Annotated in this window: 11 protein-coding genes; 9 read left to right on the plus strand and 2 right to left on the minus strand. The window is 41.5% G+C overall.

What is annotated here, in order from left to right; translation table 11 throughout:
- Window positions 1-125: 125 nt before the first annotated feature.
- Entirely contained in the window at window positions 126-668 is a 543-nt protein-coding gene (locus tag TY15_RS17940; RefSeq protein ID WP_040207438.1) for a GNAT family N-acetyltransferase, read from the minus strand.
- A gap of 301 nt (window positions 669-969) precedes the next feature.
- On the opposite strand from TY15_RS17940, the gene TY15_RS24400 reads away from it, so the two are divergent.
- Window positions 970-2,373: a toxin Cry1Ac domain D-VI-related protein gene (locus tag TY15_RS24400; RefSeq protein WP_096911883.1), complete on the plus strand. Its 1,404-nt coding sequence runs from the start codon at window positions 970-972 to the stop codon at window positions 2,371-2,373.
- An 89-nt stretch (window positions 2,374-2,462) separates the two neighbouring features.
- Here the strand turns inward: TY15_RS24400 and TY15_RS17950 are convergent, their stop codons facing one another.
- Window positions 2,463-3,341, minus strand: a complete 879-nt coding sequence (locus tag TY15_RS17950; RefSeq protein ID WP_040207439.1) for a LysR substrate-binding domain-containing protein — start codon at window positions 3,339-3,341, stop codon at window positions 2,463-2,465.
- Window positions 3,342-3,471: 130 nt separating this feature from the next.
- On the opposite strand from TY15_RS17950, the gene TY15_RS17955 reads away from it, so the two are divergent.
- From TY15_RS17955 to rbsK, 8 genes are all read left to right on the plus strand, one after another.
- Window positions 3,472-4,482, plus strand: coding sequence for a YeiH family protein (locus TY15_RS17955; RefSeq protein ID WP_040207441.1), 1,011 nt, complete (start codon window positions 3,472-3,474; stop codon window positions 4,480-4,482).
- A 175-nt stretch (window positions 4,483-4,657) separates the two neighbouring features.
- The gene (locus tag TY15_RS17960) at window positions 4,658-5,755 is read left to right on the plus strand and encodes a response regulator (RefSeq protein WP_040207442.1); all 1,098 of its coding nucleotides are present in this window, start codon (window positions 4,658-4,660) and stop codon (window positions 5,753-5,755) included.
- Window positions 5,752-7,563 (plus strand): cache domain-containing sensor histidine kinase, encoded by a 1,812-nt coding sequence (locus TY15_RS17965; RefSeq protein ID WP_040207443.1) that lies wholly within the window; start codon window positions 5,752-5,754, stop codon window positions 7,561-7,563. The genes TY15_RS17960 and TY15_RS17965 overlap by 4 nt, the downstream gene beginning before the upstream one ends.
- A gap of 50 nt (window positions 7,564-7,613) precedes the next feature.
- The gene (locus TY15_RS17970) at window positions 7,614-8,918 is read left to right on the plus strand and encodes an ABC transporter substrate-binding protein (protein ID WP_040207444.1); all 1,305 of its coding nucleotides are present in this window, start codon (window positions 7,614-7,616) and stop codon (window positions 8,916-8,918) included.
- Window positions 8,919-8,961: 43 nt separating this feature from the next.
- A complete protein-coding gene (locus TY15_RS17975; RefSeq protein ID WP_244440957.1) occupies window positions 8,962-9,885 on the plus strand; it encodes a carbohydrate ABC transporter permease in 924 nt (307 codons plus the stop codon).
- Window positions 9,885-10,712, plus strand: coding sequence for a carbohydrate ABC transporter permease (locus TY15_RS17980; protein ID WP_040207445.1), 828 nt, complete (start codon window positions 9,885-9,887; stop codon window positions 10,710-10,712). The genes TY15_RS17975 and TY15_RS17980 overlap by 1 nt, the downstream gene beginning before the upstream one ends.
- A 15-nt stretch (window positions 10,713-10,727) precedes the next feature.
- The gene (locus TY15_RS17985) at window positions 10,728-12,911 is read left to right on the plus strand and encodes an ADP-ribosylglycohydrolase family protein (protein WP_042375076.1); all 2,184 of its coding nucleotides are present in this window, start codon (window positions 10,728-10,730) and stop codon (window positions 12,909-12,911) included.
- Between the two features lie 97 nt (window positions 12,912-13,008).
- The gene (gene rbsK, locus TY15_RS17990) at window positions 13,009-13,926 is read left to right on the plus strand and encodes a ribokinase (protein WP_040207446.1); all 918 of its coding nucleotides are present in this window, start codon (window positions 13,009-13,011) and stop codon (window positions 13,924-13,926) included.
- Window positions 13,927-14,349: the final 423 nt, after the last annotated feature.

Consider the following 14,349-nt stretch of genomic DNA (forward strand, 5'->3'; position numbering starts at 1 on the left):
AGTAGTTGGATTCTTCCAATTTTCCTTAACAGCCCTTTATCATATGGCTGAAATTATTTTTTTAAAAAGCCTTCTAATAAAAAGTTCCACCCTTTTACTGGCGAAAGGGTGGATTTTCTTTTCGTTTATCTATCTTCATTTAACAGTGCCAGGATCTGATGATCTTCCCACTTCCCGTTTATCTTAATATTTTTTCGAGCAATGCCTTCTTTACGGAATCCTCCTTTTTCTAGAACTCGGATAGAGCCTAGGTTATCCGGCTTCACCCCTGCTTCTAATCTGTGCAGCTTTAGTTCACTAAACGCATAATCAACGAGTAGCCGGAGCGTTTCTGTCATGTATCCTTTTCCATTCTGCGCTTTGTCGAGTACGTACCCAACGATACAACTCTGTGCCGGACCTCGCTCCACTTTATACAATCCAATACTACCGATTAACTCTTCGCGATCATGTAGAAAAATTCCAAAGGTATAGGATTGATCCTTGTTCATATATTCCTGGTTCGCCTGAATCCGCTTCAGCTGCCCCTCCAACGTATAATAGGCTTCCTCACGATCGATCGAAAACTCCTGGAAAAACGCTCGATTTCTCACTTCCAATTGTAAGCTTTTTTCTGCATCCACGTTCTCCAATGGTTTAAGAAAAATGCGGCTGCCTACTAGTCTCATTTGCAAAATCTCCTTCCTCTTCATTCGAGCGAATTGTGTTTATATTTATTTAATTCTATCATATTACCATTTATTGATCCCTCTGCTAGTCGCGGCTGAACCTTTTAGGGTGTTTCTTAAATAATATTATTTAGTAATTTTTGACATAAATTCCATTGCAATTCCGTTCTACTAGTGGCTTTTTGGGTACAAGGAAATGACTAAAGTGTGCCAGGAGAACCGTCCCTATGGATTTTCGTGTAGAATAATAGAGTGTGAATTGGAAAAATCCAATTAGCAGAATGAATAAGGGAGTAGAGACATGAAAAAAAGGATCGTAGGAATTTTGATTGGAATTGTGTTTTTAATAGGTGGTTATATAGCTTATGGACGTTATACGGATCAACAACATTATCAGGAAGCCCAAACGGCTATCAATCAATTATTTAGTGATAAGGAGCATGAAATCTTAGCGGATGATGTGAATGAGGCTTTGTTGAAAGAGAATCAGAATAAGCTTCAATTAGTTGATGATAAAACAAAACGGGCGGGGCTGAATAAGGAGTTACAGAAAGCGAAGAGTCTTTTTGAAGCGGAAGAATTAGCCAAGAAAAGGGTGTCTGCTTTAATGAAGAATGGGGTCATGGTGGATCAGATCACCACTGCACAGCTCGATGAAACGCAAACACTGGTGACCCGATTAACTGATAAAACGCTAAAGACTCAATTGCAAAGTATAATAGACCAGGCAAAAGAGCAATGGAACGTTCTAACCAGGGCAACAGAAGCTGTGACGGCTTTGTTTACGGATGCGTCACATCATAGTTTGATAGAAAAAGTGGATCGAAAAACCTATACGGATGTGAAAGCACTCGTTGATCCGATTCAAAACCAGTCGAAGAAGCAAGCGTTAACAGAGCTTTTAGCCAGTGCTGATACCCTGCTGACGGAAAGGGAAAAGGAGCAAGAAAAGGCCAAGGCTGTCGCAGAAGCAGCCGCAAAGGCAGAAGCAATGGAAGCTGTAAATGATTCACAAACTAGTAGTGAATCTCATGCAAGTGGAAACCAATCTAGCACGCCTAAATCGAATAGCGTCCAAACTCCGTCTACTAATCAATCTGTTGGTCAACAAGAAACCGATTTTGCCAAGATTGTCGCCAGTTCCAAAACCGCACAGCGGACCGATCAAATTGTCACGGTTGTGGCGAGTGGGACGCGTGCAACTGTGACGCTGTGGGAGAAATCCAATCAGGTGTGGCACAAGATTTTTACAACGAACGGTTATGTGGGTTCGCAAGGGGTGGGAGCGGCTTCTGAAGGCTCAAAACGTACGCCTAGAGGTGCGTATTCCTTAGGGTTTGCCTTTGGGGCATCCAATCCTGGAACCAAGGTACCCTTTAAACCAGTTACGGCAAATAGTTATTGGATTAGTGATGTGAATAGTGACTTATATAATACATGGCAGGAAGGGAATTACGCTGGTCACGGAAATGAACATTTGGCGGATTACGTCAACAACCAATACTATTATGCGATGGTGATCAATTACAATACCAGTGCGGTCAAAGGGGCCGGATCGGCGTTTTTCTTGCATGTCAGCAATGGTCGCCCCACGGCTGGATGTGTATCGGTCCCTAAAAGCGAAATGGAAAAGTTCATGAAACGCATCCATCCCGGAGCGTATATAATAAATGTCACCAGTGAGAGCGAAGTCGCTAAGTGGTGATAGGAATGAGCCAGGGGGACGGTTCTGGTGGCCACGTCTAACTTTTTTTGAGCCAGGAGAACCGTCCCTATGGCCACCCCTATGGCCACCTATGGCCGCTGGATTTTCTGTAGGAACATGTTGATGGCTTTGGATTCATCGGATTTTTTATTTTGGACGATTGAAAATGGTCTGGTGATTTTTTTGTTTTTTATGGGGAGGGAAAGCAGTTCGTTTGTCTGTATTTCTCTTTCTACTACCCATTTTGATAATAAAGCCATGCCTAGCCCTGCTTTAACGGCTTCCTTTACGCCTTGGTTACTACTAAAGACAAAGGAACGTTTAATGGTTAAGTCCAAATCGGAAATAAATTGATCCATGTAGGTTCGCGTTCCTGAACCAATTTCTCTAAAAATCCAAATTTGATTCTGCAACATGTCCTTTTCAAGCCGTTTCATCAGCGATAACGGATGGCCTGGAGGGACAACCACCACCATGTCGTCTTCCATAAAAGGCTCTATCTGAAGATCCTGATCATTGTTTTGACCTTCAATTAAGCCAATATCCAGCTGATTTGCTCGAATGCCATCCAAAACCTCTGTTGTGTTTGAGATGATAATTTGCACATCGACTAGTGGGTACTGGCTTGCGTATACAGCTAATACTTTGGGAAGAATATATTCACCAATTGTAAAGCTTGCCCCCACTCTTATTTTTCCAGTTACAATATCCCGCAAATCATTTATTTCATGTTTTGCTTCTTCAAAGTGTAATAAAATTCTTTTCGCATGACGATAGAGGATTTCCCCTGCTTCCGTTATTTGCACCAATTTTGGTGACCGATGAATGAGCTTAGCCCCCAACTCATTTTCAAGGTTACGGATATGTAAGCTTACATTTGGTTGTGATATATTTAACATTTCCGCAGCACGGGTAAAGTTTTTTTGCTCAATCACCGTTACAAAAACCTTCATTGTATCAACTAGCATTGGTATCATTCCCTCCCATTTTTTTATTTTATCATAAGTTTTTATAATCGTTAGGATAGTAAATATATATTTAACTTATTGTTGTGGCTGACATATAGTTTCCTATGAGAAAAAATTCGGAGTGATAAAATTGGAAAAACAACTTATGAAAGAACAGCAAACGAAACGATTTTTTATCTTAGGCTGTAGCCTGACTCTGTTAATTGCCATCCTTGCCAACTATTTAGGGCAGCTTCCCTTTTTCAAGATTATGGGTCCATTAGTGATTGCGATCTTGCTGGGCATGGGAGGGAGAGCGATAGTGGGGGTACCTGCAAATTGGCATGCTGGGACAAATTTTTCAAGTAAAAAACTACTCCGGTTAGGGATTATTCTACTTGGAATGAGGCTCAATTTAGTGGATATCGTTCATGCAGGACCTAAAGTATTTACGATGGCGCTGATTAATATTGTTTTTACGATATTCATAGTGTATGGAGTAAGCCGTTGGTTTAAGGTGGAAAAAAGGCTGGGAATGTTAACTGCATGCGGGACGGCAATTTGTGGTGCGGCAGCTGTCGTGGCAATCGCTCCCCAAGTGAAAGCGAAGGATGATGAAACAGCGATTGCAGCCGCAACAGTAGCGATTCTGGGAACCATTTTTACACTAGTGGATACGATGCTGTATCCGATTTTAGGATTTACTGCCCATGGGTATGGAATTTTCGTGGGTGCTACCTTGCATGAAATTGCTCATGTGATTGCAGCCGCTGCCCCTGGCGGGAAAGCTGCTGTTGATATTGCTGTGATTGTAAAGTTGACAAGAGTTGCCTTGCTGGTTCCGGTCGCTATTTTTATCGGGATATGGACCAATCGTTCGCAAAATGGCGGCAAGGAAGCATTCTCTTGGCGGGCTATTCCGATTCCTTGGTTTATCTTTGGTTTCTTGGCGGTGAGTGCGGTTAATTCCATCGGGATCGTATCAGTTACCGTTGCCAATCAGGTAGTTGAGATTGCCTATATGTTACTGGCAATGGCGATGGCAGGACTAGGGCTCAATGTCGATATTTTGACATTCAAACGGCTGGGACTCAAATCATTTGGAGCAGGTTTAATAGGGTCAATTCTGTTATCAGTTTTGGGGTATTTATGGGTGTTGTGAACTGGGGTGAGCCAGGGGGACGGTTCTGGTGAAAGTAGGCAGGCCACATCCTTCACACGATTTTTGTCGAAGTTTAAGCGGATATTAGCTCTAGAGATAATGATAGAATGGAAAAAAGTATAGTTACGGTTTTTAAAGTAGGAAATAAATTGAAAAATATCGGGGGGGGCAAATCATGCATGTTAAGGTGTTAATTGTTGAAGATGAACTGGTTGTCCGGAATGGAATCTCCAATTTTATTAAAGATATGGGTCAACCGTTTGTTCTGATTGGAACAGCCTCCAATGGCGAGGAAGCCTTAAAAATAATTCAAGCCCATTCCCCTCATATTATCATCACAGATATAAAGATGCCGAAAATGGACGGACTTACCCTTGTCAAAAGTGTCAAGAAAATGTACCCAGAAATCATTTTCGCAATCCTTAGTGGCTATGCAGATTTCACCTATGCGACCAAGGCGATGCGTTATGGTGTGTCAGATTATTTATTAAAACCAATCAATAAAGAAGTATTTGGAACAACATTAAACAGGCTGATGGCTGAAGTAGTCAAAGGATCGATTAAATATTCGCATCTTTTACAGAATCAACCTAAATGGGATATGGGGCTAATTCGCCTCGAGTCAGATCTGCTCGATTGTGTGGAAATGGCCAATCAATCTGGATTAAATGATAAAGCACAATTATTTATTGGTGAAATAAGAAAACGCTCTCAAAATGATACGATTAAGGCCATTCCTTATCTTACAGACTTCTTAGTCTCGCTTCGAAAAAGGGTCATCACCAATGATGAAATTAGAGGTTTCATTGAACCAATCATTGAAAAAACAATTGAATCGCTTGTGCCGGAAACAGATTTTTCTAAGATTGTGGAAAAAGTCCATCGTTTACTTGATTCAAGTGTTTATATTGTCAGTCAGTATAAAAAAACGGGATCTCCCGATTTAACCATTAGATGCAAAGAAATTATGGATGCTAATTATAATAAGGAAATTTCCTTACAAGAGGTTGCGGAAATCATTGGTGTTTCTGCAGCTCATTTAAGCAGAGTCGTCAAAAAAGAGCTCGGGAAAAATTTTACCGAATATATTGTTGACTTACGAATGGAAAAAGCTAAGAACATGCTAGAAACGACAAAGTTTAAGGTAATGGATATTTCTAAAACCGTCGGCTATGAAAGTCCTGATTATTTTTCGAGAATCTTTAAACGACAATGTGGACTCACGCCACAGGACTATCGCTCCCAATTCCTCATAAAGGGGGGTCAGAAGTGAAAAATGGGACCCTCTATCAGAAAATCATTATTATGTTGTTATTTCTTACGGTGATGCCCTTATTGACAGTAGGCTACTTTGGGTATGAATACTTCTCTAGTATTCTAGAAGAGAAAATTGTCAAATCAAATAGTGAAACGATCGGTCAGGTAAAGGCTCGTTTGGACAGTTATATTACCGATGTCGATTCGGTTGCTAAAACCGTAGCCAACTATGAAGAATTCCAACTTCTAGCAAGTGAATCATTGTCAGAGGATTATCTTCATTATGCACAAACACAAAACTTCGTGGCATTCTCCAAGTTAATGATCCTCACTCATCAGGACATACAGAGAATCACGATTGTCAGGAAAGATTTGTCGCGAATTGATAGTATGGGAAGATATTTGCCAACCGGAGGCAATCTGAATAAGGAGAAGTTTGCGAAACTATTAAAGCTGAAAAAACCAACCGTTCTTTCACCAGAGCTGGGCGAGCAAACGCGTTGGGTGATTCCCTATGTTCAATCAATCTTTGATCCGGAAAATGGGAAGGTCATTGGAGCGGTGATTGTGGATCTTGACCTGCAGCAAATTCAAGACTATTTAGAAGACTCGACGCTGCTCCAATCCGGATTTATTGTCGTCAAAAATGATCAAGGCAAAGAGATCTATGCACCGAAAAATTTTAATAGCGAGGATCTATTGACTGTATCTTCTAAAAAGGATAATTATTTTCACAAACGGGAGGGGAAGAAAGAATTAGTGATTCACACCACATCCTCGTTATCGAATTGGCACATCTATGGTGTGATTCCATATCAAACTATTTCTAATCAATTACAGAAGACGCGATACATTGTTTTCCTATTTGCTTTAATGATCATTCTCGCTGTCGTAGGTGTAGCGCTTTTCTTACGTACGTATCTAGTGAAACCGATTCAGAGGCTTCAAACACTTATGTTTGAAGTCGAGCGTGGAAACTTATTTACGAGATCAAATTTTAAGCGGAATGATGAAATTGGCAAGCTAGGAACAAGTTTTAACCATATGATTGAACAGCTTCAGCAATTGATCAATGATATTCGGGTTTCGAGGTTGAATGAGTCACAGGCAAAATTCCTCCAGAAAGAAGCGCAGTACCAGGCACTACAGGCAAGAATTGCCCCACACTTCCTTTATAACACACTTGACTCAGTCAGTTGGCTGGCAAGGGACAAGGGGGTCCGTGAAATAACGGCTGTTGTTGATTCTTTGGCCGGCATGCTCCGCTATAGCTTAGACCGTTCAACTCCTTTAGTGAAAGCGGGTGAGGAAGTCCAGCATATTCTGCTTTATAGCGAAATTATTCGTTTTCGAAAAGGTGACAGTATTGAATTTGACTTCGATGTCCCTGATGAATTACTAGATTTATTGATGCCGCGCTTTACTTTACAGCCACTAATGGAAAATGCGGTCCAACACGGATTAGAGCCTCTTGGAGGGAAGGGGAAAATAGTCATTTCAGCCTCTATTGAAGAGAATCAGCTTATTTATAAAATCTCTGATAATGGAATTGGATTAGAGTCGGACAAAATTGCGGAATTGATGAAGTTTTTAACTGATGGGAAAGAGGAAAGTCCCTCGTTTGAAAAAATTGGACTGGCTAATGTTCATAATCGCATCAAAATGACGTTCGGAGAGGATTATGGGCTGTCGATACATGAAAATAAAGAGTTTGGATTGGTGATTCAGGTGAAAATGCCACTCTCAAATAAATTAAATTATCAAAAAAGTGAGGAAATGATATCAAATTTGACAGGTGCCCCTTTTTTAAATAACTTGCCATAATAGCAGTAGGGGAAACGCTTACATTTTTTAAGAAAAAAGGGGGAAAGGGAATGAAAGTTAACAAGTGGTTACCGGTTGTGGCCGTATCTTTATTGTTGATATCTGGCTGTAGCTCAAGTTCAAGTTCTTCTAGTTCGAAAGGAAAGGTTGAGATTTCGCTTTATGCAAACAACCAGGGTGGCACAGAGTATATAAACTATCTGCAAAATGATGTGATCAAAGGGTTCGAAGCAAAGAACCCAGATATTACAGTCAAGCTTGTTAAAAACTCGGATCCGGAGGGCCTGGCGAAGCAACAATTGGCAGCAGGCGGTGGACCGGATGTCATTAACTTAAATGGTCCAACCTCTGCTCAAGATTTTGCGGCAGCAAACTACTTGCTCCCGCTAGATAAATATGCGGAGAAGTATAAGTGGGAGGATCGTTATTATCCATGGGCCTATCAAACCGTTCAAGCGGATGGCAAGCAGATCGCTCTCCCAGGTTCCTATGAAACATTAGTCGTTTACTATAACAAAGATTTGTTTAAGCAAAATGGCTGGGACGTTCCAAAGAGCTATGATGAATTAACGGCGCTAAGTAAAAAAATGGATGATAAAGGTATTATTCCATTTGCGTTTGGAAGCTCTGACTTTAAAGCCGCGAATGAATGGTGGCTGTCATTAGCTTTTAATGAAACTCTTGGGGTTGATGACTTTAAAAAGGTTTTAACAGGGGAAACACCATGGAATAGTCCTGAAATGAAGGATGCGATTATGAAACTGAATGACCTTTGGAAAGACGGGTATATCAACGATAAACAGTCCCAAGCGATTACACTGGATGATGCGACGACCCTGTTTATGAGCGGGAAGGCTGCCATGAAGATGGAAGGTACGTGGATGTTATCGACGTTAAAAGGTAGTCCGCCGCCGTTTGAATGGGATGTCTTTATCATGCCTTCTTGGAAAGACGGGCAAGAAGCTAATCTACCACTTGCCTTAGGTGGTGCGGTTGGTATTAACAAAAATTCCAAGCATCCGGACGAAACAGCTAAATTCTTGGATTGGATGCACGAAAACGAAAATGCTGAAAAACTCTTACAGCAAGGCGGATTCCTGCCGATTAATGGACTGAAAGCTGGGAACCTCGATCCACATGTCCAAAAATCTTTTGATCTATTAAACGATGCGATGGAGAATAATCAAACAGGCTATGCTGCTTGGACATATTGGCCGCCATCTACTGAAACCTTCGCGTGGAGTAATATCGAATCTGTCTGGTTAGGGCAAATTGATGTTGATACGTATTTGGAAAAGCTACAAAAGGAATTTGAAAAAGATAAAGAGAAAGGGAAACTATTTAAATTTAACTAAGGAGGAGTCTTTCCTCCTCCTTAGAAGAAAGGAGGAACTATATGTGAGTGCAGATTTAGTTGTGATGAAAGAATCGATAAACGTGCGTCGGAAGAATCGCAAGAACTGGAAAAAGGTGATTGTTCCGTGGTTATTTCTTTCACCGGCTTTGTTCTTAATTATTTTAGTTGTCGCAGGACCAACTATCGGCACATTAGTCCTGTCCTTAACCGATTGGGATGGCATTCAGCAGCCAAAATTTATTGGTTTAGAAAACTACCAATCTCTTCTTTCCGATCCTAACTTCTTTGCTGCCTTGGGGAATAACTTTAAGTGGATGGCACTCTTTTGTACCGTTCCAATTATTTTTGCGTTAATCATTGCCTATATGGTCAGTAAGGTGAAACATGGTCAAATGTTTTATCGCTCGACATTTTTTCTTCCACAAATCGTTTCAACCGTTGTAAGTGCGAAAGTTTGGGCTTGGATTTACAATCCGTTTTTTGGCATTAACACCCTGTTAACAAAATGGGGCTTCCATAATGTACCGATGTGGTTAGGCGACCCTGCCATTGCCTTGTTTTCCGTTGCATTAGTGGATGGCTGGAGATACTGGGGATTCTTAATGGTCCTCATCTTAACCGCCCTTCATCAGACAGATAAGAGCCTCGAGGAAGCAGCGATTGTCGAGGGGGCCAATAAGATGCAGATCTTCTGGTATGTGATCCTTCCGCAATTACGTCCGACGCTGATGCTGATTTTAATGTTAACGATGATCTGGTCGTTTGCTGCCTTTGATTATGTCTTTGTCATGACGAATGGCGGTCCAGGAAATGCGACGGAATTAATCAGCACTTATATGTATAAGGAAGCTCTGCAAAATCAAGCCCCTGGTTATGCCAGCTCGATTGCCTTAGCAATGGCTGTACTGAGCGGGATTATCATCGCAATTTTTGGAATTATGAAAAAGAAAGGATGGGAGATGTAATGAAGAATAAACCATTTGAGATCGTTTCCCGTCACTTCTTCTTGTTCTGTGTTTTTCTCTTTGCGGTTGGTCCGCTCGTGTTGTTATTGATGAACGCCTTTAAGCCGAAGGAAGAGTTTTTGACCAGTCCGTTTGGCCTTCCTTCAAAGATCACATTTGAAAATATGGTCGCCGCTTGGACGGAAGGAGCATATGGTCAGGCTTTTATTAATAGTTTACTAGTTGGAGTGGCGACGATCATTATTGTTTGTATTAGCGGTGGCTTTGCGGCCTATGCCTTATCAAAATACGAATTCAAAGGACAAAATGCGATCATGGCATTTTTACTACTAACTATGTCTGTACCGATGGGCTTGTTCCTCGTCCCCCTTTTCTATGTGTGGCAGAATTTACACCTGATGGATTCCTTGGTCGGTCTGATTATCATCTATAGTGGCATCTTTCTTCCGTTTAATATTTTCCTGTTGCGGTCCTTTTTTATCGGGATTCCAAAGGAGCTCCTCGAAAGTGCGAGGGTAGACGGCTGTAATGAATTACAAGTGTTTATGAAATTAATGATTCCATTATCAAAGCCTGTCTTTTTAACGGTAGCCTTATTGGTTGGTCTCTGGACCTGGAATGAATTTTTCTTTGCCAATGCGTTTATACAATCCGATGAATTGCGGACGGTTTCAACGAAGTATCTTGCTTTCGTCGGCAGCTTTAGCTCCGATTGGAGCAAAGTCTCTGCAGCAGGTCTGATTTCTACTTTGCCAATGGTTGTTCTTTACCTATTCTTGCAGCGCCAATTTATTGAGGGCCTTACTGAAGGAAGTATTAAGGGATAATAAGGAGGAATTTGAATGAGTCAACTTGAATTGAACCAGGTCGCAAATGTTAAGAAAGGTCGTATTCCAGCTAATTATATTGAAAAAGTCTATGCCGGCTGGCTTGGGAAGGTGATTGGGGTCCGTCATGGCGGGAACGTTGAAGGCTGGTCCTATGAACGCTTGGAACGTGCGTATGGAGAGATCACCGGTTATTTACATGAATTTAAAAACTTCGCGGCAGACGATGATACGAACGGACCGATGTTTTTCCTGCGCGCGCTTGAAGATTTTACCCATACAAGTGAAATCACTGCTGAGCAAATGGGCCTAACGCTGCTAAATTACGCTCCTGATGGGCATGGTTTCTTTTGGTGGGGCGGGTACGGTAAATCAACGGAACATACGGCCTATCTAAATTTGAAAAATGGAATTATGGCTCCTCGCTCGGGATCGATTGAACAAAATGGTCATGGTGTTGCAGAGCAAATTGGCGGTCAAATCTTTATCGATGTCTGGGGGTTGATTGCCCCTGGGAAGCCAACGTTAGCGGCAGAATATGCGGAAAAGATCGCCAGTGTTACCCATGATGGCAATGGGAAATATGGCGGGATGTTTATTGCAGCTTGCATTGCCCAAGCGTTTGTTGAAAAAGATATTGAAAAAATCATTGAGACCTGTCTGTCCGTCATTCCAGCGGAGAGTGAATATACACGGATGACTAAGGATGTCGTTCGTTTTTATAAGGAGAATCCAGACAATTGGCGTGACTGCTTCAAGTTTGTTCAAGCGAATTATGGCTACGACCGTTATCCAGGGGTATGCCATATCATTCCGAATTCCGCTGTCATTGTCCTTTCTCTTCTCTATGGTGAAGGGGATTTCAGTAAATCGATTAATATTTGCAATATGTGCGGCTGGGATACGGACTGTAATGTTGCTAATGTCGGGACGATTATCGGCGTTCGGAATGGGATTGAAGGGATTGACGAGAGCTGGAGAAAACCGATTAATGATTTTCTCTGTTGTTCCAGTGTCATCGGTTCGCTTAATATTGTCGATCTTCCGTGGTGTGCCTCCTATATTTCGAAGCTGGGCTACTTGATTGCAGATGAAGAGGCACCTGCCGAATGGGCAGAAATTTTAGAAGGAAAAGCGGCCAGATTCCATTTTGAATATCCTGGTTCTACTCATGCCTTCCGTTTGGATTATGATTCAGATATCAATGTGCATGTCACAGGTACGATTCAAAATACTGAAGACTATTCTGCAACCGGAAAACGATCATTAAAAGTAATCTTTGATTCTATCCAAGGCGGTGATGCTTACCGTGTCTTCCATAAAACCTATTACAAGCCAGAGGATTTTAATGACAGCCGTTATGATCCGAGCTTTTCTCCGATTGTTTATCCAGGGCAATCCATAGAAGCAAAGGTACGTGTTCCGGAGAATCTCGGCATTGGGGTAAAGGCCCGTTTATATATGAAGGATGGGAATAAAGGTACGTATCACTACGGTAATGAGGAAACGATGAAACTAGATCAGTTCTGCACGCTTTCATACACCATTCCTGCATTACAGGATGTTCATATTGAAGAAGTCGGTGTTGAATTTGTTCCTATTGCTGATAGATATTATACCGGTAGTTTAATTGCGTATCTTGATTCCTTCCATTTCTCAGGCACACCGGACTATAAGATTAATTTTAAAAATGAAAGAATGGAGCGTTGGACACCGCTTCACCTAGAAGTTAGTCAGATTACTTATCTGCGCGGGATCTGGAGTTTAGAGGATGGTGAGTTAAGCGGAAGCTACCATGGTGAGCCTGCTGAATGTTATACAGGGGATCGGGAGTGGCGAAATTATCAATTCACTGCTGAGGTCAAGCCGAAGCTTGGCGAACATCATAATATTCAATTCCGTGTCCAAGGCGGCATTCGTTCTTATGCCGTAGGACTCGCACCGAATCATGAAGTCGTTTTATATAAAAATGAAAACGGGTATCGCTCGTTAGCTTCATCCAGTTACCTTTGGGATGAGCAGCAGTCCTATCAATTGATGGTTGAGGCAAAAGAGAATCATTTCGTCGTCTACGTCAATGGTGATAAGGTGATTGAGTATACGGATCAGGATCATCCTTATTTATTTGGTCAAGTTGGATTCTCTAACTTTAACGGCAGCCATACACACTATACTGGATTTTCCGTAAAGGGACTATAGAAATGGTAGAGGGAGAGACCTGTGTTTGAAAGGGTCTCTTTCCTTGTTAAAGAGAGAAGTAAATCGTGGGTATTAATATGAAATGGGGCCGATCAAAATGAATATTCTCGTCGTCGGAAGTATCAATATGGATATTGTTAATCGGGTTGTAATGCACCCGCTTCCAGGTGAAACGGTTAAAGGTTTAGGGACGATGTATGCACCTGGAGGGAAGGGGGCAAATCAGGCGGTAGCGGCAGCATTGGCAGGCGGCCAAGTGAAGATGCTGGGTGCAGTTGGAAAAGATCCTTTCAGTTTAGAGCTGGTCGCTTCGTTAGAAAATGCGAATGTCGACACGAGTGAAATAATTGAAAAGGAAGGAACCGCAGGAATGGCCTTTATTACGGTCGATGAATCTGGCGAAAATACGATTATTTTATCTGAAGGATCGAACGCGTTGCTTTCGATAAAGGATGTTGAAGAACGGTTGTACCTTTTTGAGGAAGCAGATATTCTTTTGCTGCAAAATGAAGTTCTAGTGGAAACGACGCTATATGTTCTAAAGGAAGCAGCACGGAGGCAAGTTCAAACGTACTTTAATCCTGCACCTGCTTTGGTGATCCCAAACGATGTTTTTTCGCTCATTGATTTTCTTATTTTAAATGAAACGGAGATTGAAGTGGTCACAGGAATACGTGCTGACACAGAGAAAGCCCGAGAGAGGGCGATTAACTGGCTGATTGAAATGGGAGTAAAGGCGGTTATTTTAACTCTCGGTGCACAGGGGTCGTCTTATTTTTCTAAAAAGGAAGGCAAGATTGTCACAACTGGCTTCACAGTGAACGCTGTTGATACAACGGCTGCCGGAGACACGTTTATCGGCTCATTTGCAGCTGCTAAAGCATTCGGAAAAGATACGAAGGAGGCCTTAGTGTTTGCCACTGCCGCATCAGCGATCACAGTTACACGCGAGGGGGCCCAACATTCGATTCCTCTGAAGAAGGAAATTGATGAGTTTTTAGCAGTGAATCACTAAGGAATACATCGTGAAAAGGCCAGATGTATTTGGGTTAGGAATAGCTGGTATAAAAAAAGGCGGGATAAAAAAATGTCCGGCAATGATCGCCACTGATCAGAACAAAAAGGAAAAATGGTGATATGAGAAAATAAATAATATATTAGGCTTTTTTCTTCGCATTTTCACCTCTTAGAGACGATTTAGGTAAACACAAACTCTATCTCCCTATGTAACCATATCTTTAGTTTCTGTTATTTTAAAATCTAAAGGTGGTGATATTATAAACCTGAATTATTCACAGATTTTCTGAAATAGGCTTTTATCGCCCATCTAATAGGCTTTCTCGTAAATCATTTGTGCATTTAATAAATGAAAAAAGAATCCATTTCTGATAAGGTTAAAACAACGACGAAATAACCACAGAAAGGATTCTTATAATGT

This window comes from Neobacillus jeddahensis, assembly GCF_000612625.1.
Classification (GTDB): Bacteria; Bacillota; Bacilli; order Bacillales; family Cytobacillaceae; genus Neobacillus; species Neobacillus jeddahensis.

Excerpts from the sequence above, each read along its gene's own strand:
- TY15_RS17980 (WP_040207445.1), top strand. The coding sequence starts at position 9,885 with ATGAAGAATAAACCATTTGAGATCGTTTCCCGTCACTTCTTCTTGTTC.
- TY15_RS24400 (WP_096911883.1), top strand. The coding sequence starts at position 970 with ATGAAAAAAAGGATCGTAGGAATTTTGATTGGAATTGTGTTTTTAATA.
- TY15_RS17940 (WP_040207438.1), bottom strand. The coding sequence starts at position 668 with ATGAGACTAGTAGGCAGCCGCATTTTTCTTAAACCATTGGAGAACGTG.
- TY15_RS17985 (WP_042375076.1), top strand. The coding sequence starts at position 10,728 with ATGAGTCAACTTGAATTGAACCAGGTCGCAAATGTTAAGAAAGGTCGT.
- TY15_RS17960 (WP_040207442.1), top strand. The coding sequence starts at position 4,658 with ATGCATGTTAAGGTGTTAATTGTTGAAGATGAACTGGTTGTCCGGAAT.
- TY15_RS17950 (WP_040207439.1), bottom strand. The coding sequence starts at position 3,341 with ATGCTAGTTGATACAATGAAGGTTTTTGTAACGGTGATTGAGCAAAAA.
- rbsK (WP_040207446.1), top strand. The coding sequence starts at position 13,009 with ATGAATATTCTCGTCGTCGGAAGTATCAATATGGATATTGTTAATCGG.
- TY15_RS17970 (WP_040207444.1), top strand. The coding sequence starts at position 7,614 with ATGAAAGTTAACAAGTGGTTACCGGTTGTGGCCGTATCTTTATTGTTG.